At 40.1% G+C, this 26185-nt stretch carries 25 protein-coding genes and 1 riboswitch; of the genes, 6 read left to right on the forward strand and 19 right to left on the reverse strand.

Annotation, left to right across the window (positions count from 1 at the left end; all coding sequences use genetic code 11):
- Nucleotides 1-214: 214 nt before the first annotated feature.
- Complete coding sequence (locus C0966_RS06345) at nucleotides 215-2134, reverse strand: 3'-5' exonuclease (RefSeq protein ID WP_274854374.1); 1920 nt, start codon at nucleotides 2132-2134, stop codon at nucleotides 215-217.
- 149 nt (nucleotides 2135-2283) lie between these two features.
- Here C0966_RS06345 and gltP point away from each other — a divergent pair, with 149 nt between their 5' ends.
- Nucleotides 2284-3540 carry a glutamate/aspartate:proton symporter GltP gene (gene gltP / locus C0966_RS06350; RefSeq protein WP_274854376.1) on the forward strand — a complete coding sequence of 419 codons (1257 nt, stop codon included), beginning with the start codon at nucleotides 2284-2286 and terminating at the stop codon, nucleotides 3538-3540.
- A 109-nt stretch (nucleotides 3541-3649) separates the two neighbouring features.
- On the opposite strand, the gene C0966_RS06355 is transcribed toward gltP, so the two are convergent.
- A complete protein-coding gene (locus C0966_RS06355) occupies nucleotides 3650-4240 on the reverse strand; it encodes a DedA family protein (protein ID WP_274854377.1) in 591 nt (196 codons plus the stop codon).
- Between the two features lie 182 nt (nucleotides 4241-4422).
- Complete coding sequence (locus C0966_RS06360; RefSeq protein WP_274854378.1) at nucleotides 4423-4965, reverse strand: histidine phosphatase family protein; 543 nt, start codon at nucleotides 4963-4965, stop codon at nucleotides 4423-4425.
- A 226-nt stretch (nucleotides 4966-5191) separates the two neighbouring features.
- Between C0966_RS06360 and C0966_RS06365 the strand changes: the two genes are divergently transcribed.
- Both C0966_RS06365 and C0966_RS06370 read left to right on the forward strand, forming a co-directional pair.
- Nucleotides 5192-5320 carry a hypothetical protein gene (locus C0966_RS06365; RefSeq protein WP_274854379.1) on the forward strand — a complete coding sequence of 43 codons (129 nt, stop codon included), beginning with the start codon at nucleotides 5192-5194 and terminating at the stop codon, nucleotides 5318-5320.
- A gap of 160 nt (nucleotides 5321-5480) precedes the next feature.
- Entirely contained in the window at nucleotides 5481-6044 is a 564-nt protein-coding gene (locus C0966_RS06370; RefSeq protein WP_274854380.1) for an FAD-dependent oxidoreductase, read from the forward strand.
- 119 nt (nucleotides 6045-6163) lie between these two features.
- Here C0966_RS06370 and C0966_RS06375 read toward each other — a convergent pair whose 3' ends face one another.
- Nucleotides 6164-8512, reverse strand: a complete 2349-nt coding sequence (locus C0966_RS06375; protein WP_274854382.1) for an FdhF/YdeP family oxidoreductase — start codon at nucleotides 8510-8512, stop codon at nucleotides 6164-6166.
- A gap of 327 nt (nucleotides 8513-8839) precedes the next feature.
- On the opposite strand from C0966_RS06375, the gene fdhD reads away from it, so the two are divergent.
- Nucleotides 8840-9646 carry a formate dehydrogenase accessory sulfurtransferase FdhD gene (gene fdhD / locus C0966_RS06380; RefSeq protein ID WP_274854383.1) on the forward strand — a complete coding sequence of 269 codons (807 nt, stop codon included), beginning with the start codon at nucleotides 8840-8842 and terminating at the stop codon, nucleotides 9644-9646.
- An 87-nt stretch (nucleotides 9647-9733) separates the two neighbouring features.
- Here the strand turns inward: fdhD and C0966_RS06385 are convergent, their stop codons facing one another.
- From C0966_RS06385 to modA, 5 genes are all read right to left on the reverse strand, one after another.
- Nucleotides 9734-10573, reverse strand: a complete 840-nt coding sequence (locus tag C0966_RS06385; RefSeq protein ID WP_274854384.1) for a MetQ/NlpA family ABC transporter substrate-binding protein — start codon at nucleotides 10571-10573, stop codon at nucleotides 9734-9736.
- A 25-nt stretch (nucleotides 10574-10598) separates the two neighbouring features.
- On the reverse strand, nucleotides 10599-11264 hold the full coding sequence (locus C0966_RS06390; protein WP_274854385.1) for a methionine ABC transporter permease: 666 nt from the start codon (nucleotides 11262-11264) through the stop codon (nucleotides 10599-10601).
- Nucleotides 11254-12267 carry a methionine ABC transporter ATP-binding protein gene (locus tag C0966_RS06395; RefSeq protein ID WP_274854386.1) on the reverse strand — a complete coding sequence of 338 codons (1014 nt, stop codon included), beginning with the start codon at nucleotides 12265-12267 and terminating at the stop codon, nucleotides 11254-11256. The genes C0966_RS06390 and C0966_RS06395 overlap by 11 nt, the downstream gene beginning before the upstream one ends.
- A gap of 73 nt (nucleotides 12268-12340) precedes the next feature.
- Nucleotides 12341-12447, reverse strand: a riboswitch (SAM riboswitch).
- Between the two features lie 198 nt (nucleotides 12448-12645).
- Nucleotides 12646-13257: a nitroreductase family protein gene (locus C0966_RS06400; protein WP_274854387.1), complete on the reverse strand. Its 612-nt coding sequence runs from the start codon at nucleotides 13255-13257 to the stop codon at nucleotides 12646-12648.
- A gap of 380 nt (nucleotides 13258-13637) precedes the next feature.
- Entirely contained in the window at nucleotides 13638-14444 is an 807-nt protein-coding gene (modA, locus tag C0966_RS06405; RefSeq protein ID WP_274854388.1) for a molybdate ABC transporter substrate-binding protein, read from the reverse strand.
- A gap of 145 nt (nucleotides 14445-14589) precedes the next feature.
- On the opposite strand from modA, the gene C0966_RS06410 reads away from it, so the two are divergent.
- Nucleotides 14590-14778: a hypothetical protein gene (locus C0966_RS06410; RefSeq protein ID WP_274854390.1), complete on the forward strand. Its 189-nt coding sequence runs from the start codon at nucleotides 14590-14592 to the stop codon at nucleotides 14776-14778.
- A gap of 70 nt (nucleotides 14779-14848) precedes the next feature.
- Here the strand turns inward: C0966_RS06410 and C0966_RS06415 are convergent, their stop codons facing one another.
- Entirely contained in the window at nucleotides 14849-15469 is a 621-nt protein-coding gene (locus tag C0966_RS06415) for an NUDIX hydrolase (protein WP_274854394.1), read from the reverse strand.
- A gap of 248 nt (nucleotides 15470-15717) precedes the next feature.
- On the opposite strand from C0966_RS06415, the gene C0966_RS06420 reads away from it, so the two are divergent.
- Nucleotides 15718-16251: a YceI family protein gene (locus tag C0966_RS06420; RefSeq protein WP_274854395.1), complete on the forward strand. Its 534-nt coding sequence runs from the start codon at nucleotides 15718-15720 to the stop codon at nucleotides 16249-16251.
- A gap of 165 nt (nucleotides 16252-16416) precedes the next feature.
- On the opposite strand, the gene C0966_RS06425 is transcribed toward C0966_RS06420, so the two are convergent.
- The 9 genes from C0966_RS06425 to C0966_RS06465 all read right to left on the reverse strand — a co-directional run bounded on the left by C0966_RS06425 (nucleotide 16417) and on the right by C0966_RS06465 (nucleotide 26160).
- Nucleotides 16417-17427 (reverse strand): ABC transporter ATP-binding protein, encoded by a 1011-nt coding sequence (locus tag C0966_RS06425; RefSeq protein WP_274854396.1) that lies wholly within the window; start codon nucleotides 17425-17427, stop codon nucleotides 16417-16419.
- Nucleotides 17428-17430: 3 nt separating this feature from the next.
- A complete protein-coding gene (locus C0966_RS06430; RefSeq protein WP_274854397.1) occupies nucleotides 17431-18354 on the reverse strand; it encodes a C40 family peptidase in 924 nt (307 codons plus the stop codon).
- Nucleotides 18351-19451: a mandelate racemase/muconate lactonizing enzyme family protein gene (locus C0966_RS06435; RefSeq protein ID WP_274854398.1), complete on the reverse strand. Its 1101-nt coding sequence runs from the start codon at nucleotides 19449-19451 to the stop codon at nucleotides 18351-18353. Before C0966_RS06435 ends, C0966_RS06430 begins: the two co-directional genes overlap by 4 nt.
- Nucleotides 19452-19511: 60 nt before the next feature.
- Nucleotides 19512-20435 (reverse strand): S66 peptidase family protein, encoded by a 924-nt coding sequence (locus tag C0966_RS06440; RefSeq protein ID WP_274854399.1) that lies wholly within the window; start codon nucleotides 20433-20435, stop codon nucleotides 19512-19514.
- A gap of 283 nt (nucleotides 20436-20718) precedes the next feature.
- Nucleotides 20719-22353, reverse strand: a complete 1635-nt coding sequence (locus C0966_RS06445) for a peptide ABC transporter substrate-binding protein (RefSeq protein ID WP_274854400.1) — start codon at nucleotides 22351-22353, stop codon at nucleotides 20719-20721.
- A 75-nt stretch (nucleotides 22354-22428) separates the two neighbouring features.
- Nucleotides 22429-23430, reverse strand: coding sequence for an ABC transporter ATP-binding protein (locus C0966_RS06450; RefSeq protein WP_274854401.1), 1002 nt, complete (start codon nucleotides 23428-23430; stop codon nucleotides 22429-22431).
- 5 nt (nucleotides 23431-23435) lie between these two features.
- On the reverse strand, nucleotides 23436-24389 hold the full coding sequence (locus C0966_RS06455; protein WP_274854402.1) for an ABC transporter permease: 954 nt from the start codon (nucleotides 24387-24389) through the stop codon (nucleotides 23436-23438).
- On the reverse strand, nucleotides 24389-25321 hold the full coding sequence (locus C0966_RS06460) for an ABC transporter permease (RefSeq protein WP_274854403.1): 933 nt from the start codon (nucleotides 25319-25321) through the stop codon (nucleotides 24389-24391). Before C0966_RS06460 ends, C0966_RS06455 begins: the two co-directional genes overlap by 1 nt.
- A 14-nt stretch (nucleotides 25322-25335) precedes the next feature.
- Complete coding sequence (locus C0966_RS06465) at nucleotides 25336-26160, reverse strand: M55 family metallopeptidase (RefSeq protein ID WP_274854404.1); 825 nt, start codon at nucleotides 26158-26160, stop codon at nucleotides 25336-25338.
- Nucleotides 26161-26185 lie beyond the last annotated feature (25 nt).

A 26185-nucleotide genomic window follows, 5' to 3' on the forward strand; every position in this document is an offset into this window, starting at 1 on the left:
TTCACTCGATTGATAGATTTAATTTAAAATAATAATATTATGTAAACAAAAACTCGTTTTTATAACTTAAAAATAAAATGGAACATATTTTTGTAAATCAGCACATTATTTCAGGTACCGGACTTTATATTAATCCAGGCAAACATCTAAAATAATGTGCTACTATCTTCTAAAACGGTCTTCCAAGTAGAAATATACCAATTTATGACACGAATCAATTTATCTTTTCAATCCCATTTTTCCTTTTTAATCGATCCATCAAAACTCGATCAAAATACTTTGTAAAGTCAGACTCTCCTGAATATGACAAACAGAGATATTCTTTCGCCCGTGTCATTCCAATATATAACAGCGAAACCTCCCTTTCCAAATCCTCTTCCAAAGGAAATGGCATCGATTCGACATTCACTATAAATACTGCCCGATAATCTAATCCTTTACTGCTGTCAATCGTGCTTATCTTAACTCGCCCATCTTCTTTTTCAAAAGAGCGTTTGGAATGTTCATTTTCAGTGATCCAGTAAAAATTTAAGCCGGCTTCGCTCAATGACCGTTTAATAATATCTATTATTGGATATTGATGTGTCCTTTTTACACGATAGAGGACCAGCATTTCATGAAGAGGAATTTTTTTCTCGATATGCAATTTCTTTATTTGCTTTGCAACAATCCTCATCTCTTCAAAGAAATTGGACGCTTTAATAATTCCCGGTTCTGGACCTTTCCGCTTAGTACTTTGCGGCGCGATAATTTCTCCTTCGAGATCACGGTTGACCACTTTGTTTTTAAACATTGAATGCTCACGATAAAAATCCCAGGCAAACTTAACAATTTGCGAAGTATTGCGATAATTGATCGATAAAACCTTGGATCTGCCTTGAAAACTTAACCCCGTATCCTGTAAATAAGAACGTTTCCTTTTGTAGATCGTTTGTGCTCGGTCTTCTACTAGCAATAACGATTGGGTATTCGAATTAATTAGTAAACTAACAAGCCGGAGCCAGTCTGCCTCAAAATCCTGGCCTTCATCAATTAGGACTGCATCATACGTAGGAAGAATAGCTTCGTTGTTTTCGATTTTTTGAATGATGTCCGGAATTTGGTGCTCTTTAATTTTCAAATCGTTTTTCAACCATGAATGAAAATTACGAACAAGTATATTCTGATTACGGACCGGACGTTCTGGGATTTCTCGAGAAAAATCAAAATCAAAAAGATCCTCCGGTTCATTCATCTTATGAGTGATCATTTGCTGAATCGCATTCGCTAAGGATATGTTGTAGCAAAGGATAAGAATCTTCCAATCGGGATGCTGCTTTGACAATAATTTTGCCCTGCTGGCAAGAATAATTGTTTTGCCGCTGCCGGCCACCCCTCGAATTAATCTATTCTTATCCCCGATTTGTTTGGCCAGATTCTCCTGATGAAGGTCCATTGTTTTAATATCATGCAGGGATAAAAGCAGCTGGTCTTGGTACGGAACGGGAGGCTTAAACTCGGCACTAATCCGCACCTCAGGAAACAAATGATAGCGGATGGCATTGATATCGTCCATCGTTAACGGTTCACGAAGTCGAAAAGGAACTACAAACATATTTAAGATTTTTTCTATCAAGATTTCTTCTGAAAATCCCTCTTTATCCGGATCAATTTCATCCCTTGTTAAACAAAGATTTGGTTCAATAACGGCATAAAGGCCATCTTTTACAAAGTCTTTCTTATATAATCTTGTAAAAACAACACCATAGCCATATGGAAATTTCAATTGAAACTTATATTTGCCTTCGAGTTGTATTAAATTCTTATCTTTTTTCAACACATCCACTACATGAAACATATTTTCCCGTGCCTGCTTCATTGGGCTTTTTATTACCGCTTGATCTCCAGAAGTCGTTACTATATGCCATTCATCATGATTGATTTGAAAAAGCGTGCTTTTTGTATAATCCTTTACTTCCAACACCACAATTCCAAGATCAGGGCCAATAATAATAAAATCAGGCCTTCTTCCCATAATTTCAGGTTCGTAGTAAACTATATAATCATCTGGAAGAAAAGTCTTTAATGTACGAAATAATAATCTTTCCCCGGCAGTTGCCGTTGATCGAATTGTTTCAGGTATCGTTATCGCCATAAAAACCTCTCCAAATTTTTCTTTTTCTCCCATTATACTACAAAATTCATGTATTTTATAAATTGACAAGCTATTAACACCACATTAATATATAAACTGTGACTTTTTTTGTCGATTCTTGTAGATTTTGAGCAGAAAGGGTGAGAATATTGAAAAAACTCGGATTGGCATGGCAAATACTCATCGGTCTTATTTCAGGTATTGCTGTTGGTGCCATCTTTTACGGTAATCCGCAAGTACAAACCTATTTACAGCCGATTGGCGATATATTTATAAGATTAATTAAAATGATTGTAATTCCAATTGTTATCTCAAGTATTGTCGTAGGTGTAGCAGGTGTCGGAGATATTAAAAAACTCGGTAAGCTCGGTGGAAAAACCATTCTTTATTTTGAAATAATTACAACAATTGCCATTGTTGTGGGGCTTCTTGCTGCCAATATATTCCGTCCTGGCGACGGTATTAATATGAATGCCTTAGAGAAAGGCAATATTGACTCTTACCTACACACAACAGAAGAAGTAAAAAGTCATAGCTTTGTTGATACTTTTGTCAATATTGTTCCATCTAACATATTTGAATCAATTGTCAAAGGCGATATGCTTGCAATTATTTTCTTTTCTGTTTTGTTCGGCCTCGGCGTTGCAGCCATCGGCGATCGTGGAAAACCGGTTCTTCGCTTCTTTCAGGGAACCTCTGAAGCCATGTTCTATGTTACCAATCTTGTAATGAAATTCGCTCCATTCGGTGTTTTTGCATTAATCGGGGTTACTGTATCGAAGTTTGGGGTAAGTTCATTAATCCCTCTAAGCAAACTAGTTCTTCTCGTATATGGAACAATGTTCTTTTTTGTCGTCGTTGTTTTAGGATTAACTGCAAGATTATTCGGAATTAATATTTTCGACTTGTTCCGCATATTAAAAGATGAATTGATACTTGCCTATTCGACAGCAAGCTCAGAAACAGTTTTACCTAAAATTATTGAAAAAATGGAACGGTTTGGATGTCCGAAGGCAATTACTTCATTTGTTATTCCAACCGGCTATTCCTTCAACCTGGACGGTTCAACCCTTTATCAGGCAATGGCTGCTCTGTTTATTGCACAGATGTACGGGATTGACCTCTCCATTGCTCAGCAACTTTCCTTGCTGCTTGTTCTTATGGTGACCTCTAAAGGAATTGCCGGTGTTCCAGGCGTGTCTTTTGTCGTGCTTCTCGCAACGCTCGGAACGGTAGGAATACCGGTAGAAGGTCTTGCGTTTATTGCAGGAATTGACCGTATACTTGATATGGCCCGAACTGCTGTAAACGTAGTTGGAAATTCCCTTGCTGCTGTTATCATCTCCAAATGGGAAAAACAATATAATTTGCAAGAAGGAGAGGCTTATCTGAAAGAAGTTTCTTAATCTCGGTTTCAAAAGGGCTTTGGCTCAAATGTTCACTGAGCAAAGCCTTTTTTATTTCCATTAATAAAAAAACACAGAGGTTAAAAACCCCTGTGTAATTAGAGCTATTTTATGAGCTTTTTCTTTTTTGTTTAATAAGAAAATAGATGACTGCTAATACGGTAGCAATGACAATCATCGGCAAAATATAAGGACCGGCAACTTCCTTAATTTTTGCCCAATTTTCACCAAGTATAAGGCCTAAATACAAAAAGAAAATAGTCCATGGGATAATGGCTGCAACAGTATAAATAATAAACTTGCTTGCAGGCATTTTCGCTATTCCCGCAGGTATGGAAATCGCATGCCTGACGACAGGGATGAATCTTGCGGTAAATATGACCCCATTTCCATATTTCTTAAACCAATCTTCCGCTACATCGAGATGTTTTTTTTGAATGAAAATAAATTTTCCGTACTTTTCTAAAAATGGCCTTCCTCCATAATATCCCGCCCAGTATAAAAACAATTGGGCTAAAGTACCGCCAATTGTGCCTGCAATGACAGCGCCGACGAAATTGATTGTACCTTGGGAGATCATGTATCCGCCGTATCCGAGCACGATTTCACTCGGTATGATTTCAATCATCAAGCCAAGTGCGATTCCTATGTATCCAAGATCTGCGAGCCAATACAATATTGAAAAAATAAATTCCTTCATTAAACCACCTTTATCTTTTTGCTTTAGAACATGAACTTATTATAATCATCATTCTTGCAAAAAGTAAATCATTTCTCAACCAAATCATTTTTACATCGTGTCAGTTTTAGTCTCATACACAAAATATACGCCATTTATTAAACTTGTTAGAGAACACCTGCTCATTAGTTGCAGAGGGTTTCTTAATTTTTTTCAAAGATATATAGTTTTCCATTTTCAGGTCTTGTTATTTTTTTCCCTTTAAACCCTCTTTTTAATAGCTCCTTGCTCATCATCATTAAAAAGGCGCCATGGCCTACAATCAAGATATTTTCATTTTGATTTTGCATTATTTGTTCAAGTACGGAATTTACTCTCTTTTCAACATCAACCTTGGTTTCCTGCTGTGATTTATGGTTAATAAGCCAGGCTGTCCGAACAAGAATGGCCCACATAAGAAAAGGCAATTTCATATTTCTCTTAAAAAGAGGGTACATAGGAATTTCCCGCAATTCTTTCATTTTGACAATCTCACCTGAATAAATTTGCTGTGCTGTTCTTACAGCTCGGTGTACATCACTAGTATAACACTTTGTCCATTCGATTCCGCCCAAATCCACTGTTCCATCCACAATATCGGATGTTTCGTATTCTTCTATCCATTGAAAAAGCTCTTTTTGTGAAATGATTTTTTTCTCAGGATACCCCCTTATCACTTTAAAATGCCTAACTAAACCTATTTTCATTCGATTAATCCTCCTTTTTATGACTTCCAATGGTAAAAATAAGCAATATCCTTCCTCTACAAGCCTATATTGTTTCAACATTAATGTTTTGAATTCCTTTTATAACTTAATTTGTTTTTCATTCCTAAAAAGGATATATAAATCAAGCTTTACCCTCATAAATCTATTCATCCTTACGAAGCATATGATAGATAATTTGAAGATCATGTAAGGAAGGATGTTCGATATGATGTTGGTAAATACTGATATTGACCAACTATTAGAAGCTACCATAAATATAGAAGAAGACGATTATTCTTTCAAATTGATTGAAATTGAAATTGATCAACTTCTGGAAAAAACGAAAGAATGGTAAGTTATTCAATATATATTTCATTTAAAGGGTCTGTCTCCCTCATTCGAGGGGTGTCGGCCCTTTACATTTTTTTGATTCTGTGAAGCAAATTATTTGTGATTTTTTCAAAAACATGATTTACTAAAATATGTAAAGTCGATCAAAGGAGGATGGTTTTATCATGTTTGATATTGCTGTAGTCGGAGCTGGACCGGCCGGGGCAAGCGCCGCCCTTTTTGCAGCGAAAGCAGGAAAAAATACGCTGCTCATTGATAATGGTCAAAGCATGACAAAAAAAGCGTGGATCGAAAACCATTATGGAGTTATGGAAATCACAGGTCCTGATCTTGTTGAACTTGGAAAAAAACAGGCGCAAAAATTTGGAGCAGAGTTAGTTGAAAGTAAAGCGTTAGATATTGAAAAAAGCAACGGTGGTTTTACCATTAAAACAGAAAATGGCGAATTTGAAGCGAAGCATATTATTCTTGCGACTGGATTATCCGTTGAGCTAGCCGAAAAAGCAGGAGTTAATACAAAGGAAGGCACGGAACCGAGAATCAAAAAAGTGATTGATGCAGATGCAACAGGCAAAACAAATGTTGAAGGGATCTGGGCAGCAGGCACTTGTGCAGGTGTAAGTGTTCACACGATTATTACTGCAGGTGACGGAGCAAAGGTTGCGATAAATGTGATCAGTGAACTGAATGGTGAGCGCTATGTTGACCATGATATTTTAAAATCATAATTAATATGGGAAATACATAGGAAGAGCAAATGCTCTTCCCTTTTTGATTATTATTAAACCTCGTTAATAATGCGGTCCAAAAACTGCGTAACAGCAGTATTCTTGGCCCGCTAAAAATATCATTCGATTGACATTTCCAACTCTTCTATTCTTTTTTCTACATATTTTTTGTCTTTTTGAGCGTGAAACGTTTCCGCTTTTTCAACGATCACACTTGTATTGTAATCAGGAATTTTTGCATGTTCTTCATAGATCCCTTTTGGCAGTAAAACATTTCCTTCCGGCCAGTATACTGCAATATTGCCTTGCTTCACATCCTCAAATTTTGCACGGCCCTGAAAAGTTCCATATTGATTATATACAACGATGGAATCTCCTTCACGAATTCCAAGTTTTGTTGCGTCATCTGCATTCATGGCAACATCATAGCGGTCTGCTCCATTAAACGGGTCTGTTTCACTGTAAATCATCGAGTTGAATTGTTTTCCCCTGCGGGACGTAACAAAAAAATGCCCTTCGGCTTTTCGAAGTTCAGGGATTTCAATTGGGATAAGGTTTCCTTTGCCATCCTCAGTCGGACAAACTCCGCCTTCGCACAGCCATGCGCCGCCCCATTGAAAAAAATCTCCCCGGTTTTTTAAATGCTGGATGCCATCATAATTTCGGTTGGCAACCGCGATTTCGTTGCGAATCTCCTGTGCACTATTAAAATAAATAAGTTCTTTCTTCTCAGGGTATACACGCGAAGCAAGATCTACATAAATTTCCCATTCCGGTCGTGCTTCTTCTATTCTTGGTCCCTCAATTTCCGGACTGAAGTACACCATTCTCTCGGTGCTCGTAGATGTTCCTCCGCCGGGCTGCTCATACCGGGTCATTGCCGGAAGAATGATAACTTCTTCTTTTGCATCAAGTAATGTTGACGTATTAAAAATAATATCCTGATGAACACGCATTTCAACATTTTCCAGAGCTTCCTTAATGAATTTAGGATTCGGCATCGTTTCAAGGAAGTTCCCGCCGCTTGTATAGAATACTTTTATTTTCCGCTCATGCCCCTCCGGAAGCATAATATTTTCGATCGATTGTCCGACCGTATCCCCCTGCCATCTCGGAATCTTAAATCCCCAGATTTCTTCAATCCGTCGGGCATTAATTTCATCAAAATCACTGCCGGGCAAAACGAAAGGGTCGGCACCCATTTCGCCTGAACCTTGCACACTGCTGTGGCCTCGGATCGGCATCAAACCGCAATGCTCTCTGCCAATAAAGCCGCGAAGCATTGCGAGGTTTGCTACTTGCGAGATATTATCGGTTGCAAAGCGGTGCTGCGTTAATCCCATGCTCCATACAAAGACACCGGTTTTGGAGTCGGCAAGCAGTTTTGCAAATTCATACATTCGTTCTTTTGTTAAACCGGAAGATTGCTCTAATAAAGCCCATTCCTGCTTTTGTATATGTGCTTTCAGTTCTTCAAAGCCGTTCGTATGCTCGCTGACAAAGCGGTGGTCAATTGCAGATCCGGGAGCTTTTTCTTCCATTTCAAACCAGTGTTTCATCACACCGTTCATGAAGGCGATGTCGCCGCCGATGTTCACTTGAAACACGTCATCAACAATTTTTGTCCCAAACAGCGCACTTTCCGGAATTGATGGAATCCAGTAATTCTCCATTGCCGGCTCGCGATACGGATTAATTGTAATAATTTTTGTACCAGCTTTTTTCGCTGCATACATGTATTTTGTTGAAACAGGCTGATTATTAGCGGCAACGGAGCCCCAGAAAACAAGGACATCGGTTCCAATCCAATCTTTATAGCTACAGCTTGATGCCCCAATTCCAAGGGAACGCTTCAGTGCAGTTTTACTTGGAGAATGGCAAATGCGCGAAGCGTTATCAATGTTGTTCGTACCGAGAAAACGGGCGGTTTTCGCTGCAGTATAATATACTTCATTTGTAATTCCTCTTGCCGTCAAGTAAAAAGCCAGTTGTTTCGGATCAATGCTTTTTATTTTCTCTGCGATACGGTTCAATGCCTCGTCCCATGAAATTCTCGTAAACTTCTTTTCTCCTTTCTTTCTGGAAAGAGGATAAGGAATCCTCCCAAGTTTACGAAGCTGTGTACTGTCAAGTTCTCTCATTTTTTCTACATCTTCGAGCCAATCCGGATCGATTGCCGGCATCGTGTTTAAACGGAGAACATTCAGACGAGTCGTACAAATGTGGGGACCGGTGAGCGTCCTGTCATATAACCCGGAAACACCAAGTGCACAACCGTCGCAAACACCTTGAGTTATGATCCGATAAGCATAAGGCAAATTATCTTTGTTTTCCCAGACGGCTTTCATTGTATCGCGAATGTGATGCGGTTTTACTTTTCCGAGGCCCATAGGTGCAAGGCTAACCCATAATGATGGACGGAGTCGTTTATCCAATTTAATAGGTCCAGTATGTTGTGTTTTTCCCATATCCAATCCTCCGCGTAAAAAATAATGGATAATAAAAAAACGTCAAACTGGCCGGGATCAAGGTACCGGATTCGATTGACGGTAAGTGCTGACAGAAGCGCTGCCATATACTAACAGTACCCGTTATCAAAAAAAATGTATCAATTTTAAAGCGTCAACAAAATCACGATCAAGTATGAAAAATTATTGTAAATTTATGAATTTTTTAAAATCGTATCATTTTTTTAATGTTTACACAAGCATTTCGCAAAATTTTTACTATTGCGATTTTTTTATTCTATGCTAATATTTTGAGTAATTCGGTATGTGTGGGATGGTGAAATGAGTATGGAGCACCAAATCAGCTACAGAAACAATATTTTCAAGTTTGAAAATGGAATTTTTCGTGAGCAATTAGATGAAATAGTCACGGAATTTCCATTGACCATTATTTTAAATGATGAAGAATTTGCAACAATGGTTTGTACTCCGACACATTTGGATGAACTTGTCATTGGTTTTTTGGCTTCTGAAGGTGTCATTCGATCAGAAAATGATATTGTCCGGCTTCAGATTGATGACAGCAAAGGATTTGCTTACGTGGATTTAGATGTAAAAGTAACAACAAGCCAGCAATTCTACTCGAAACGATTTATCGGCTCATGCTGCGGGAAAAGCCGGCAGTTTTATTTTCACAATGATGCACGAACAGCCAGAACGTCAACTTCGAAAATGACGATTAAACCAGATCAGTGTATTGCGCTTATGAAAGCGCTTCAGAACAGTAGTACTGTATTTAAAAATACGGGCGGAGTTCATAATGCCGCTCTTTGTTCCGAATCTGAAATGCTCATTGCAAGAACGGATATCGGACGTCATAACGCATTGGACAAAATCTTTGGCTACTGCATACAAAACCGTGTTCCGGTTCAAGACAAAATTATTGCCTTTAGCGGAAGAATTTCCTCAGAGGTTTTACTGAAAGCAGCGAAAATCGGTGTTGGGATAATTTTGTCAAAATCTGCACCGACAGACCTTGCGATCAAACTTGCACACGATTTAAATATTACGGCTGTCGGTTTCATCCGCGGCAACAGTTTTAACGTGTATTCCCATCCGGAAAGGATTACCGGAAAATTAGAAAAGCTGACTTGACAATTATGTCCAGTCAGCTTTTTGCGTTTTGCTTTCAAAGATTCCTTTTTACGGAAATTTGAATTTTTGCGGAAACTCTTCCAAAGATTAACGGTTTTTCATCCACTCCGGTTTGCCGAAACCTTTAAATTGTTCATCGATTACTTTTTCAAATGCTTCTGATTCAACAGCTTCTTTTATATCTTTTACAAACTGAGCATCTTTGTCTTTTGTATTAATTACGACACGATTGCGATATTGGTCAGGCATGTTTTCCAGTTGAAGTGCGTCTAATAGATCCATTTTTGCTGCTAAGGCAAAGTTCCCTGGTACTGCTGAAAGATCAACACTGTCAACTGCACGCGGAAGCTGGGCAGCTTCAAGCGGCTTAAATGTCAAGTTCTTAACGTTTTCTTTCACATCTTTCTCAGAAACCGTTAACGGGTTGGCATTTGGGTCAAGTTTAATAAGTCCGGCATCTTGTAAGATTAAGAAAGCGCGTGCCGCATTCGTCGGATCATTTGGGATAGCAATGGAAGCACCGTCCGTCACTTCATCAAGTGAAGAGAACTTCTTTGAATAAATGCCCATAGGTGCTGTCGGTACGACAATGACTTCAGAAAGATCAAGATTATGCTCTTTTGCAAATGTTTCCATGTAGATCTTATGCTGGAAAAGGTTTGCATCAAGATCACCTTGCGAAAGTGCAAGGTTTGGCTGAATATAGTCGCTGAACTCAACGACCTTCACTTCATATCCTTTTTCTTCAAGAATTGGTTTAATGGCTTTATTCACCATATCACTGTATGGACCTGATGTTGCACCGAAAGTGATTTGTTTTGTTTCACTCCGCTTTGTGTCACCTGATGATTTTTCACTTCCAGCACCGCATGCTGCAAGAATGCCAATTGAAAGCAAAAGGAAGAATGATAGAAATAATTTTTTCATAGTTGACCCCCACTTATGTTATTATTTATCTTTTATCAACTAATCTTGCTATTCTGTCGCCTGCAAATTGGATCAGCTGGACTAAGCAGATTAGGATGATAACAGTCGTAATCATGACCGTATTGTCATATCGATAGTATCCAAAGCGGATGGCAAGGTCCCCGACACCGCCGCCGCCAACAATGCCCGCCATTGCGGAATATGCAATTAAACTGATAACCGTTATAGTAACACCCTGAATTATCCCCGGTTTTGCTTCAGGAATAAGGACATCCTTAATGATCATCCAAGGTGACGCCCCCGCCGCAACTGCAGCTTCAATCACTCCCTTGTCAATCTCGCGAAGCGATTGTTCGACGATTCTAGCAAAAAACGGAATCGCTGCTACTGATAACGATACAGATGCAGCTGTCGGACCGATCGTTGTTCCCGCTATCAGTTTTGCTAACGGCAATAGTGCAATTAACAAAATAATGAACGGGATTGAGCGAATCATATTAACAATGAAACCAACAATGTTTTTAAAGATCGTATTTTCAAGAAATAATCCTCTGTCCGTTACGAATAAGAGCACTCCAGTGGGCAGGCCGACAATAATCGCTGCCAAAATGGAGATCCCAACCATGTAAATTGTTTCAAAGAACGCTTTGTTTAATTCCGGAATTAATCCTACTAAACTATCAAGCTGCATTTCGAATCACCTCCAAATGCTGAGTTCGTTCTGTGATATAACTGATTGCCCGTTCAACTTCATCGGGGTCGCCAGTTAATTCCATAATAAATATCCCTAAAGGTGTATCCTTGATATACTCGATTTTTCCATGCAAAATATTTCCTTTTACATAGAATTTCTGCAAAGCGTCGGAAATAACAGCCTCTTCGGCAATCGCTCCTTGAAAAAATACTTTGACAATTTTTCCGCGCCGATCTTGTAAAAGATTTTCAGGAAGATCGAATTGCAGAATGCTGTTGATAAAATCTTTTGTTAACTGTTCCTGCGGATTTGCAAATAAATCATAAACATTGCCTTCCTCAATGATTCTTCCATTTTGCATCACAGCCATCCTGTCGCATATGTCCTTCACAACTTCCATTTCATGTGTAATCAAGACAATAGTGATCCCTAACTCCCGGTTTATTTTTTTAAGCAATTCCAGAATTGACTTTGTTGTGCTCGGATCCAAAGCGGAAGTGGCTTCATCGCAAAGAAGAACGGAAGGATTATTTGCAAGTGCCCGGGCAATACCGACGCGCTGTTTTTGTCCTCCGCTTAATTGCGACGGATAGACATCACTTTTGTCAGACAGACCGACCATTTCGAGCAATTCTTTCACCCTTTTATCGATCTCGGCTTTTGATTTGTGTGCCGCTTTTAATGCAAAAGCAATATTTTCATAGACGGTTTTTGAGCTGACTAAATAAAAATGCTGAAAAATCATTCCTATTTTCAATCGGGCTTTCCTCAATTCTTTTTTCTTAAGAGAGGTCAACGACACACCGTCAATTATGATCTCACCGGATGTCGGTTTTTCTAAAAGATTCAGACAGCGCAGAAGCGAGCTTTTCCCTGCCCCGCTGTAACCGACAATTCCAAAGATTTCTCCTTTTTTTACAGTAAGTGAAACATGGTCAACACCGACAACTTTTCCTTTTTTTGTTTCATAGATTTTGACTAAATCCTTCACTTCGATCATATGTAACCCTCCTTTTGTAGAACGAATAAAAAAATACCTCTTTCATTCAGAAAGAGGTATCGCTTTTATGTACGACTTATCTTTCAGAATGAAATGTTCATTCTGCAGGATGTGGCACCTTTCCGTTAGGAGGTTGCCGGACGTCATAGGGCCTGGTCCCTCAGTCACTCTTGATAAGCAACTTATTCAATTTTATAAAAGAATCATAAAATTAAAAAATTCAGATGTCAACAGTTTTTTTCTTAATTAAGATGATAGAAAACGTTTACAATGTTGCTTTATCAACGCAACAATAAATATTGAAAATTTTTTCACTAAGCACCTATTACATATGTAATTGGAAAAAGAGAAAAAATGAATTAGGTGCTATGTATTCTTTTATTTCACCCATGTTATTAATTCTTCGATATTCAGGCGGTCAGACTGTCGACCCGGTTTTAATGCTTTTCCAATCGCAATGAGCATAACAGGGGTATATCGTTCATCTACGTTAAATTCTTTTATAAACTTTTCTTTATCAAACCCGACCATTGGACATGTATCCCAGCCCTTCCCTTTTGCTGCCAGCATAAGCTGCATGGCTGCCAATGATGCATTGCTGTGTGCCGCCGCCAGTGCATATGTTTTGTCTTGATACACTCGTTTGACTTGACTTGCTTTTCGATCCATTATCTCTTGGGTAATTCTTCCTGACTCTACTTGAGGACGATATACTGCCTCAATTTTTTTATCAGCTTGAAGGTCTCCAAGAACGGCAATAACGGCTGATGATTCAAAAGTATGTGATTGATTGTTTGCGATTGGCAATAATTTTTTTTGTATTTCTTTTCCATGAAAAACCATGAAATGCCAATGCTGAAGGTTCCATGCAGATGGTGCACGGCCAGCAAGTTCCAGAATTTCCATTAATTCATCACGCGAAATGCTTTGTTCCGGATCAAAATCTCTTACAGAACGTCTTTCCTCGATAATACCAAATATGTCGGTCACGATAATCCTCTCCTCTGATGTTTTTGTTGATAAATTTCATGTCAGCCCTGCCGTTTACAGTTCGGAATCATACATGATTTGCTTTTTAGATGCAAATTATTGGCACTGAACATACCTTTGTAGCTTTTGTTCACAATTTTGAAGATTTTCTGTATCGAATTTGTAAAATTATCATCAGAAAGAAAAGTCTTGTAAAGGTATAAAGTTCACTGTTTAAGAAGATTTTGAGAAAAGTTTGGTGATAAAATATACAGTAATCGACAGACAACAAGAACGATCCATTGTGGTTTATATTCCAATGGCACTTAGAAAATGAAAAAGGGCCGGCTAAAAGAACTAACAAGTCTTTTGGACGGCCACCTTCTCTTTTCCAAAATTCTCTATTTTTGATTCAAAGGGATGAAGCCATATTTCTCAAAAACATTCATTGCCTTATCGGTTTGTAAAAAATCATAAAACTTGATCGCTTCCTCTTTGTTTCCCGATTCTTTCATGACCCCAAGAGGATAAATAATCGGAGTATGCGATTTTTCTTCAACAACATCAACAATATCGATCTTGTTTGAAGCGAGTGCATCCGTTTTATAAACGATCCCTGCATCAACATTTCCGGTTTCCACATATGTCAATACTTGCCGTACATCTTTTGCATAAATGATTTTTTCTTGAATTTTTCCCCAAATTTTGTAATGCTCCAGGGATTCTTTCGCATATTTCCCTGCAGGAACGGTTTCGGGAATTCCGATTGCGATTTTCTTAATATCCTTATCTGCCAAACTGGTAAATCCATCAACTTTTTTCTGCGAATTTTTTGGCTGCACAAGCACTAGTTCATTGCCGACAATGTTTGTACGATATTTCTTGTCAATATGTCCGCTGTCCACTAATGCAGCAAATTTATCTTCAGCCGCCGATAAAAATAGATCAACGGGTGCGCCTTGAGAAATTTGCTGCTGCAATGCACCGGAAGCACCAAAATTAAAAAACAGTTTCACTTGTGGATATTCTTTTGCGTACAATTTTTGAATTTCTTCCAAAGCTTCTTTCATGCTTGCGGCAGCTGAAATGGTAAGCTCCGCATCTTTTTTGTCTTGATTAATAGTCTCCTTCTTAGGGCCACCGCACGCTCCTAACAGAAAAACTACTACCGACAGTACGAGAAAGAAAATTAAGTATTTTCTCATCATAACTCCTTACTTTTTATTCATTATTTTCAATTATAACAAATATCTGAATTATTTTTCTAGTTAGAATTTAACAAAAAATTACGTCGTAGGCATAAAACTAGCAAGACTAGTAAAAATAAATTAAAAAGGTAAAGGAGAGAATTCCATGCCTAGGAAACGCCCCGAATTTATGAATAGCCCTTATTTTGTCGATGAACCAGGAAACTGGCACTTAAAGCCGGGTGCACCTAAAGCCATGCAGCAAGAATTTTCTGCTTATATGCAGTCATTGGAAGATCCTTACGTTGCAGGAACGATAAATGGCATTCATATTGAATATCCTTACATGAAATAAATTTTTTGGACTGTCCATTAGGAAGACCTGACAATATGGTAGCCAGGTCTTTTGAACAATTAAAGGACAATTATTCATCTCTAATCACGTCTAAAAAATGCTTTAATACTTTGGCTGTCAATCCCCAGATTACTTTGCCGTCATACTGGTAAAACAATTCTTCCACTTGTTGCGTTTGCCAATTGTAATTCTCGCCTCCGGCTATAAGGTGAAAAGGAAAATTCTCTTCAGGCTTTACCTCAAGATGAACTTTATAACGATCGGGCTTAGTATTCAGAAGAAAAGAAATCGGAACGGTAAAAAATTCCGCTACCTCGGAAGGATTCGGCTTCATTGAGGCAGGGTCAAGAATGGTCCCGACAAATGGATAAATAATGGTTCCATATGGAGAAACCATAAAATCCAAAGGATAAACATTTTTTATATTATCTAAACGGATCCCCAGTTCTTCTGATGTTTCACGGATCGCTGTTTGCTGTTCATTTCTGTCAGTGCTTTCCATTTTCCCGCCAGGAAAACAAATCTCTCCAGGCTGTCTCCTCAAATCAAAAGCACGAACTTCAAACAGGACGTGAAGATCATCTTCTTTTTCAATTAATGGCAATAATACCGCAAACTTAGAATACCGATTTCCCCCTAAAATTCCCGGTGTTCGATTTTGCAATTTTTTTAGGACTAGCTCAAGATGCATATAATTTACCTCCACATCCTCATTCGATGGCATAATATCAAGACAAAATATTATATAACATAATAGTCTTACGTTTTCTTGTTTCACATAATAAAACTGATCGATAAAAACAGTAGACTTTTTAGATCTGTCAAAATATTTAAATTTGCGATTGACAATTTACACCAAAGCAAATATAATTATCTCGTATTAAAAAATCTTGAATTAAAGATATTTTAAATTATAACCTAAAAAAGGGGAAATGAACAATGGCAAAATCAAGATGGGCAATTGATACTGCTCACAGTAGTGTCGAATTTTCTGTAAGGCATATGATGATTGCAAAAGTTAAAGGGTCTTTCGATAATTTCTCAGCTTCCATTGAGGCAGATCCAACCGATTTAACAACAGCTGATATTGAATTCAATGTCGATGTTGCTAGCATAAATACGCGCAACAGTGACCGCGACGCTCACCTTCGTTCAGCAGATTTCTTTGATGCAGAAAACTATCCATCCTTAACTTTTAAATCTACTAAAATTGTGAAAAAAGATGACGATGAATATGAAGTAACAGGCGATTTAACAATTCGCGGAGTTACACGTCAGGAAACGTTTACTGTGACATTCGAAGGCCAAGGAAAAGATCCTTGGGGAAATGAAAAGGTCGGATTCAGTGCTGAAGGAAAAATCAACCGCAGTGATTACGGTTTAACTTGGAACGCAGCTTTAGAAACAGGCGGCGTCCTTATCGGAGACCAAATCAAAATTTCCCTTTCAATCGAAGCTGCAAAAGAAGCATAAACGAACCAATAAAATGCAGGGTGCCAAATGCCGCCCTGCATTTTTATTATCAAATGGCATCGCAATGCGGGTCTGCCCCTCAATGCTTTAACGCGTCACTGTAATGCGGGTCTGGCCCTCAATGCTTTAACGCGTCACTGTAATGCGGGTCTGCCCCTCAATGCTTTAACGGGTTACCGCAGTGGATTTCCCCATTCCTTTATCCGTTACGTTTCGGTCGTATAAATGGCAAGCGACGTAATGATTGGAGTCGACTTCAAGCCAGGTTGGTTTTTGACTTGCGCACACATCCATGGCATGTCGGCAACGGGTTCGAAACACACAACCGCTGGGCGGATTCACCGGGCTGGGCAGATCTCCTTTTAAAATAATGCGTTCTCTTCTGTCCTCAATATCCGGGTCGGGAATCGGAATAGCCGACAAAAGAGCCTGTGTATACGGATGGAGCGGATTTTTGTATAGCTGGCTGCTTTCTGTCAGTTCAACAAGGTGCCCTAAATACATAACGCCAATCCTGTTGCTGATTTGTTTTACCATTGAAAGATCGTGGGCAATAAATAAATATGTTAAGCCCTTCTCTTCCTGCAGCCGTTTCAAAAGATTGACAACCTGCGCTTGAACAGAGACATCCAATGCAGATATTGGCTCATCCGCAATAATAAATTCAGGGTCAAGTGCCAGGGCACGGGCAATTCCAATCCGCTGGCGCTGACCGCCGCTGAATTCATGCGGATACCTGTTTGCATGATCGCGATTCAGCCCAACATCTTCGAGCAATTGGTAGACCCTCTCCAACTGTTCATTTTTGTTTTTGTATATTCCATGAACCTCCATCGGTTCGGAAATGATCTCCCTGACAGTAGAACGCGGGTTTAACGATGCGTACGGGTCTTGAAAAATCATCTGCATTTGCCGCCTGAAAGAAAATTTTTCCTTATCCGTTAATTCGTGGACGTTTTTGCCTTTATAAAGAACTTCGCCGTCTGTCCGGTCGTATAAACCGATAATTGTTCTGCCTGCAGTGGATTTCCCGCATCCTGATTCGCCGACAATTCCGAACGTTTCACCCTTATAAATTTTAAACGTCACCCCGTCAACCGCTTTTAATATCTCACCTTTTCCAAGAAAAAAGTGCTTCTTTAAATTATTCACTTCTAAAAGTACTTCTTTTTCCATGCATTATTCCTCCGTATCCTGCCAGTAGCGTCGTGCTGCACATAGTTCTTTTTCGTAAATCGTTCCTTGAAGCGGAATAACCTCTATTGATTTTCCTGTTTTCGGTGAATGAAGCATTTTTCCATTTCCGTAATAAATTCCGACATGATGTATCCTTCCTTTTCCTTCTTCATAAGCAAAAAAGAGTAAGTCTCCGGGTTCAATCTTTTCGAGTTCCACCCGCTTGCCTGCTTTCGCCTGATCACTTGCATCACGCGGTATCGTATACCCATTCGCTTTACACATCGTATAGCTGAATCCGGAGCAGTCATATCCAAAACTGCTCATTCCACCCCATAAATATGGAAGCCCCAGAAAAGCTTCTCCGGCTAAAACAATGTCGTGCCCATTTCCTTTAGGAATTTCATCCTTCGATTGAAAAATTTTGACCCTTTCCGTACTGATCAACCCAAAACCTGATGGGGTTTTCACTTTGACCCAATGATCAAGTTCTTGAACGACTGGTAAAACGGTTTGATAGCTCAGCTCCATCAATGGCTCATCAGATTCGGAAAATAAGGTTGCACTTTTGGCAGTAATGACGGCAACAGGACCTTGGCTTATTTTCCAATCGTGTTGTCTTTGCAGTTGGTCTTTAGGAATCCATCCGGGATAACCCCGTTCATCCTTAGAAGAAGGCTGGTCCGGAATGATGACTTCGGCCCAACCGTCCTTTTCATTCGTAACAATTACTTCCTGTCCAAATAAAACCTGCGTTTGGACGAGATTTTGATTGTGTAAACCAAGTCGGGTCTCGTACGATAATCCATCAAGCCATTCATCAATTTCCACAGGATTGGAAATCGCCTTTTTATCTATTTCCCTTGGTGAATCATAAGACGTCCAGACGGTCGCAACCGAAACATTCACGATCCATTTTTCATTCATTGATCAGTAACACCTCCTTCGATGCGTACGTTTTGTATGCCGAGCCCTGGAGCTTCAGGAATCGTTATTTTCCGTCCGCTGTACTTAATTCCGCCTTCAACAATCTCTTTTGCAAGCATCAATGGTGCATCAAAATCAAACCGGGTAATATTTTTCTTGCTTGCGGCAAAATGGGCGGCAGCGGTAATTCCAACACGCGTTTCGATCATGCTGCCGACCATGCACTCCATTCCTGCGATCTCTGCAAGCCTGTTGATCATTTGCGCTTGAAAAATTCCCCCGGACTTCATGAGCTTAATATTGATCAAATCGGCACTTCTTGTTTTTATGACTTCAAACGCTTGCTTAGGAGTAAACACACTTTCATCAGCCATAATTAAAGTATCAACGGAATCTGTTACTTGCTTCAGTCCTTCAATATCTGCTGCTTTGACAGGCTGTTCAACTAATTCGATATCAAGCCCCTCGTCTTCCATTTTCCGAATGGCGCGGATTGCATCTTTCGGCTTCCAGCCCTGGTTGGCGTCAAGGCGAATTTTAACCTGGCTGCCAACCCGGTTTCGAATTTCGCGGATCCGTTCGATATCTTTTACATAATCGTCTTTTCCGACCTTAATCTTTAAAACATTAAACCCTTTTGCGACATATGCGGCGGCGTCATCCCCCATTTCTTTCGGGTCATTGACACTTACGGTAAAATCAGTTTCGATTTCATCCTTGTGGCCTCCGAGATATTGGTAGAGCGGCAATCGGCTGTGCTTCGCTAAGCAATCATACAGAGCCATATCAACCGCTGCTTTTGCACTCGAGTTGCCGGCTAGAATCGTGTTAAATCCCTGAAAAATTCCTTCATAGTTTAATAGATTTTTCTTGATCAAAAAAGGTTTTAAGACGTACTGAATCGCTGTTTCGATGCTTGAGAGCCCTTCCCCTGTGATGACATAGGTCGGCGGTGCTTCTCCCCAACCGGTAATTCCGTTATCGCACGTTATTTTCACAATAATCGATTCTGCAGTTTCTACAGTACGTAAAGCCGTTTTAAAAGGCTTTATAAGCGGAACAGCAATACGGTATGTCTCTATTCTTTCAATAATCACGCAGGATCCGCCTCCAAATCAGTTAGAATAATAGTGTTATTTCATAGAAAGTTTTGATCATTATTGGATTCCGCTGTCAACTATTAATTGTTTTTCAGCTGTATTCAGCTTTGCTGTTGTTCCAAGCGGAACTGAAATGTGCGGAGAGCAATGGCCAATCTTAAATCCTTTGATTGCCGGTTTACCGGCAAGCCGGGTATAATGCTCAATGACTTCATCCAGTGTAAGAGTTTTTTCCCTTTTTGGATCGCAATCGTGAAAATCACCGACAATAATACCGGCAGCATCTTGAAGTTTTCCGGCCATGTGCAACTGATTCAACATGCGATCAACAGAGCGCGGTTCTTCATTAATATCCTCTATAAGCAACAGTTTTCCTCTTGTGTCTATTTCATACGGTGTACCGAGCGTGCTCGTTAAAAGCGACAAATTACCCCCAACGAGAGAACCGATCGCTTCCCCTTCAACGAGAACTTCTAACGGAGAAATTTGTTCGGAATAAGTAATCTGTTGCGGTTCAAATAGTTGTTTGAAAAATTGTTTGGAAATCACGTCGGCACCCACTTTTCCGATATCGGACGCAAGCATTGGGCCGTGAAATGTAATGAGCCCCGTTTGTTGATGAATCGCTGTATGTAAAAATGTAATGTCGCTGTAACCCCAGAAGATTTTTGGATTGCTTTTAATAACTTCATAGTCAATCTCTGAGGCGATCCGCGCTGTACCATAGCCTCCGCACGCACATATGATCGCTTTTACATCCTTGTCGAGAAACATATTATGTAAATCTTCTAACCTCTCATTGTCTTTTCCAGCCAAGTACCCGTATTCTCTTTTGAGATGGAGGCCAAGTTTAACTCTCAGCCCCAATTCAACTTCTAAAAAACAGATGGCGCGCTGTAAATTTTCAAGATTTGGCGGACTTGCCGGAGCAATGATGCCGACTGTATCTCCTTTTTGAAGGCGCTGCGGTTTGATTGGCAATTTTGGTGCCTCCTTTGTCATTTTGTTGAACTTATATGAACTTAGATTAGTTGAAATGATTCTCTGCTGACTTGTTTTATATGGGATTGTTTTTGAGATAACTGCGATTTTTTCGTTTTAACAGCGATTTTTTAGAAATAACAGCGATTTTTTCGTTTTAACAGCGATTATTTGAATATAATAGCTATTTTTTCGTTTTAACAGCGATTTTTTCATTATTATTGCGATTCCAAAAAAATGAGATAAAAGGGATGTTCAAACGAACACCCCCTTCTCTAGGAACTTACTTCTTGTCGGCCCATTTTAATTCCAAATATCCTACAGGGTGACGCACAACGCCGGTGACTGCTTCATTCTGCAAGTATACATGGTTATAAAAATGGATTCCGAAAATCGGTGCTTCATCAAGTAAAATCTGTTCTGCTTTATACATTAATTCAAAACGTTTTGTTTCATCTGATTCTTTTTTCGCAGCTTGAATCAGTTTGTCGTACTCAGCATTGCTCCAACCTGTACGATTCATCGTATGTCCCGTCTGGAAGTTTTCAAGGAAGTTGATCGGGTCCGGATAGTCAGCTAAGAACGAACTGCGTGACAACTGCAGTTTCAATGCTTTTTGCTCTTCTACGAATACGTTCCATTCCATGTTCGCTAGTTTAACATCAACACCAAGATTTTCTTTCCACATTTGTTGAAGTGCTTCCGCAATTTTTTTGTGGGTATCGTCAGTGCTGTAAGTTAAAGTAATTTCCGGAAGCTTGTCATATCCTTCTTCTTCCATTCCTTTTTTCAAAAGTTCTTTTGCTTCTTTCACATTTGTTTTCAGGAGATCTCCGTTCTTTTCACGGAAGTCTTTGCCTGAAGGATCTTTAAATCCGTAAGAAACGAAGCCGTATGCAGGTTTTTCTTTATTTTTCGTTACAAAATCGACAATTTGCTTCTGGTCAACCGCCAATGCGAATGCTTTGCGGATATTTTTATTTTGGAATGGTTCTTTTGTTACATTAAAACGATAGAAATAGGTTCCTGCTTGGTCTTCAACTTTCGCTTTTCCTTCTGAGAACAGCTGCTCGCTCAAATCAGCCGGAACATCTGAAGAATCAAGCTCTCCATTTTGAAACATTTGATATTCTGTATTCGCATCATCAACGATGGCCCATTTTACTTTATCTAATTTTACTGTATCTTTATCCCAATATTGGTCGTTCTTTTTCATCACAAAATGACTGTCATGCTCCCATTCGCTCAATGTGAACGGTCCGTTTCCGACAAACGTATCCGCTTCGGCAAACCATTTTGGGTTTTCCTTTGCGACTTTTTCATTAATTGGGAAGAATGCAGGATTCGTTATGACACTTAAAAAGTAAGCCTGAGGGCTTGTCAAGGTAACTTCTAACGTTTTTTCATCAATAGCTTTTACTTTGACATCATCGGCAGTACCTTTGCCGGTGTTAAAAGCTTCTGCTCCTTCAATAAAATAACCTAAGAATGCGGCAGCTGACCCTGTTTTCGGATCAAGCAATCGTTTCCAAGCAAACTCGAAATCGTTCGCAGTGACCGGATCGCCATTAGACCATTTTGCATTTTCGCGAATATGGAATGTATACGTTTTTCCATCTTCGGAAACATCCCATTTTTCAGCTGTTGCCGGTTCCGGTTCATGGTCGGCATTTAAACGTGTTAAGCCTTCCATTAAGTTATTCAATGCATTCCATGAAGCCGAGTCAAACCCGATAGGCGGATCAAAAGATGTCGGCTCTTGGCCATTGTTCCAGTAGAGAACTTTTTCACCTGAAGATTGTTTGCCCCCGCCGTCGCTCTTTTCACTAGGTTCTTTTCCGGCATTCTCGTTTGCCGTACAGGCTGCAAGAACAAACATAAGAATGGCTGCAAGCAGCACATTAAGAAATTTCTTCATTTCTTTTCCCCCTCTTTTTGTTAAAAAATTTTTGTATCTTAAAACCGGCCGGTATAAAAGCAGCCGGCAGATACCCTATTTTGTTTTTGTTAAAAAAAGCTTTTGAGCCCTTTCGTCTTGGAGCCAGCAATCGACGTGGTGCTCCCGGCTTAAATGTGTGCGGAATGGATACACTCTGTCACACACTTCCATCGCAAACTCACAACGGGCGGCAAACGGACATCCGACCGGCGGAGAAAACAAATCTGGCGGTGATCCGCTGATCGGCACAAGTTCCGCTCCATCGACATCCAAACGGGGAACGGAATTTAAGAGACCCCTTGTATATGGATGCTGCGGATTATAAAAGATTTCTCTCCGTGATCCGGATTCCACTATTTTTCCGGCATACATGACAGCGATCCGGTCTGCAACTTGTGCAACAACACCCAGATCGTGAGTAATCAATATGATGGAAACGCCGGTTTTCTTTTGAATATCTTTAAACAATTCAAGTATTTGCGCCTGAATGGTTACATCTAAAGCAGTTGTCGGTTCATCAGCGATCAGCACCTCCGGCTGGCAAACAAGTGCCATCGCAATGACAATCCTTTGCCTCATTCCGCCGCTAAATTGATGCGGATACTGTTTAAACCGTAATTCCGGGCTTGGAATGCCGACTAAATCCATCATCTCAAGCGCTTTTTTCTTTGCCTGTTCTTTCGTAACGTTTTCGTGCTGAAGAATCCCTTCAATAATTTGGTCACCTATTGTTAATGTCGGATTTAACGCCGTCATCGGATCCTGGAAGATCATCGAGATATCAGATCCGCGGATTTTCCGCATTTCCGGTTCCTTTAATTTTGCTAAATCTCTTCCTTTAAATAGAATTTCACCCTTTGTAATTTTTCCGGGAGGATTTGGAATCAGACGCATAATACTTTGGGAAGTAACGCTTTTTCCGCATCCTGACTCTCCAACTATCGCCAGTGTTTCTCCTTTGTACAATTCAAAGGTTACTCCGCGAACAGCTTTTACTTCTCCTCCATAAGTTTTAAACGCAACGTGGAGGTCCTTGACTTCGAGTACTTTTTCCATGCTGATTACCTCCTTAACTTCGGGTCAAGAGCGTCTTGTAGTCCATCCCCTAAAACATTAAACGAAAACATTGTTAGTGAAATGAAGAATGCCGGGAAGAACAGACGCCACCAGTGTCCTGAGAGTATAACGGACAACCCGTCGCTTGCCATTGATCCCCAGCTGGCATATGGCGGCTGAATACCTAGTCCCAAGAAGCTTAAGAACGCTTCTGCAAAAATCGCAGAAGGAACGGTAAGCGTCATCTGCACAATAATTGGACCCATTGTATTCGGCAGAAGATTTTTGCGGATAATCCGCGACGTTTTCGTACCGAATGTTTTGGAGGCGAGTACAAATTCATAATTCTTTATTTGGAGAACTTGACCCCTTACAATCCTTGCCATTCCAACCCATCCTGTCACTGACAACGCAAAAATGATCGTAAATAATCCTGGTCCCATCACAACACTGATTAAAATAACTACGAGCAAATATGGCAGCCCGTATAAAATTTCTACAAAACGCATCATTACATTATCAATTCTGCCGCCCTTATAGCCGGCAATTCCGCCGTAAACGACACCGATGATAAAATCAATCAGTGCCGCAACAACTCCGACAAAAAGGGATACTCGTGCCCCGTGCCAAGTCCGGGCAAACACGTCACGGCCCAATTCATCGGTTCCAAACCAATATTCACTGGAGGGCGGCAAATTTTGCTTCGTCAGTGACTGTTCGCTCACATGATGCGGTGAAAGGGACGGTCCGAAGATTGCCATAAACGTCAGTATCAAAAGAAAGAACAACCCTAGCATCGCCAGTTTGTTTTTTAAGAGGCGCCGCCATGCATCTTGCCAGTAAGAAAGGCTGGGCCTGACCACTTCTTCTGCTTTTGCGAGGTCTTTTTGCAATGGTACGAACCATTCATCAGGAACATTGACTGCAAAATTTGGATCATGATGTTTTCGCAGTGCCACTAATTTCCCTCCTTTTTATGAAGCTTGATGCGCGGATCTAAAATGCCGTACGCGATATCGACCAGAAACAGCATGATAATCAAAATCGTACTGTAAAAAACGGTCGTCCCCATGATGACAGGGTAATCACGAGTATTTATGCTTTCTACGAAGTACTTTCCCATACCAGGTATTGCAAAAATTTTTTCAATGACGAACGTACCTGTCAAAATGCTGGCAGCTAATGAACCGAGCACTGTAACAACCGGAAGAAGTGCATTTTTTAAGGCATGTTTGAAAATGATTTTTACAGGAGACAGCCCCTTAGCTCTGGCAGTCCGAATATAATCCTGGGTAAGCACTTCAAGCATGCTGGACCGGGTTAATCGGGCAATAATTGCCATCGGCCCGGTTGCAAGGGCCAGCACCGGTAGAATCATATGCTTCCAGCTTGTCCAAGTAGCAACGGGCAATAACTTCCAATTTACCGCCACTTGCTGGATTAATAGTGTAGCCATAACAAAGTTTGGAATCGATATCCCCAAAACAGCGATGGTCATAGCTAAATAATCGATGATTCCGTTATGGCGCAAGGCAGCAATGACTCCAAGTGAAATTCCGGATATAGTTGCAACGATTAATGTGTACATTCCCAATTCAAATGAAACTGGAAAACCGCGTCCCAGAAGATCATTCACTGTATGGGAAGATTTTTTTATCGATGGTCCGAAATCAAAGGTTGCTACCGATTTTAAGTACATGAAATATTGGATATAAAGGGGTTCATCCAAATGATAGTGAGTTTCCAAATTTTTCTGTACGGCCTCATTTGTGCTGCGCTCGTCGTTAAATGGCGAACCCGGAATGGAATGCATCAAGAAAAATGTCAGCGTAATGATGAGCCACAATGTGACGATCATTGCGATGAGACGTTTTACAATATATGTATTCATCTAACTTCCACTTCCTAACAATATGTGGTTCTCATTGCCAATTCAGTCATAACAAGCATTGCTTGATAAGCTTCGAGAATATTTTTTGCCTGGTAGCGGACAATCGTTGTTCCCGGTTCAATTTCTGTGCCCGGCATTAAATTCGCCCACTCTGCCTGTCCATAGTTCGCAAATTCGATTCTTAGCAGCGGTTTGTCCGGCGGTGTAAGCGGTTTAACAGCATCTCTGTTTTGCAGGGCAATAACCGTTTTTTCCTTGAGAAGCTGTCCTGCCTTCGCCGGAGTTAATGACTTTGCCGAAGAACGCGAAATAGCCTCTTTTACAACGGCGGTTGTCACATTCGGTATGAGCTTTTCCGCCTCTAATGCGGTCTGGTCATCACCGGCTACCATAATGACCGGCACTCCATAAAACCCCGCAACATAGGCATTGAATCCTAATTCTCCTATAGCAACATCATTAATATACATATGGCGGACTCCAAAGATCATCGAGTGCGTCATGACTCCTTTCATCGAAGCACGGGCATGATATCCGACAAAAATTGCTCCGGAAAAACTGTCATCAAGCCCTTGGACCATAGAAAACGGTTTCACATCTCCGGTTATTAGCTGTGTTTCTGGATGGAGCTTTTCCACCAGAAGATTGTTCATTTTCGAGTGGCTGTCATTGACTATGACTTCCGAACATCCATTTTCAAAAGCAGCTGTGATAACATGGTTCGCTTCTTCAGTCATAATGAGACGGCTCCGCTCATAATTATGTTTCGATGAATCGACTTGAGTATGGTCAACAAGACCGGTGATTCCTTCCATGTCAACAGAAAGATACAATTTCATGTGTTTTCCCCCTCAGATGCCTATA

This window comes from Bacillus methanolicus (genome assembly GCF_028888695.1).
Classification (GTDB): domain Bacteria; phylum Bacillota; class Bacilli; order Bacillales; family Cytobacillaceae; genus Bacillus_Z; species Bacillus_Z methanolicus_B.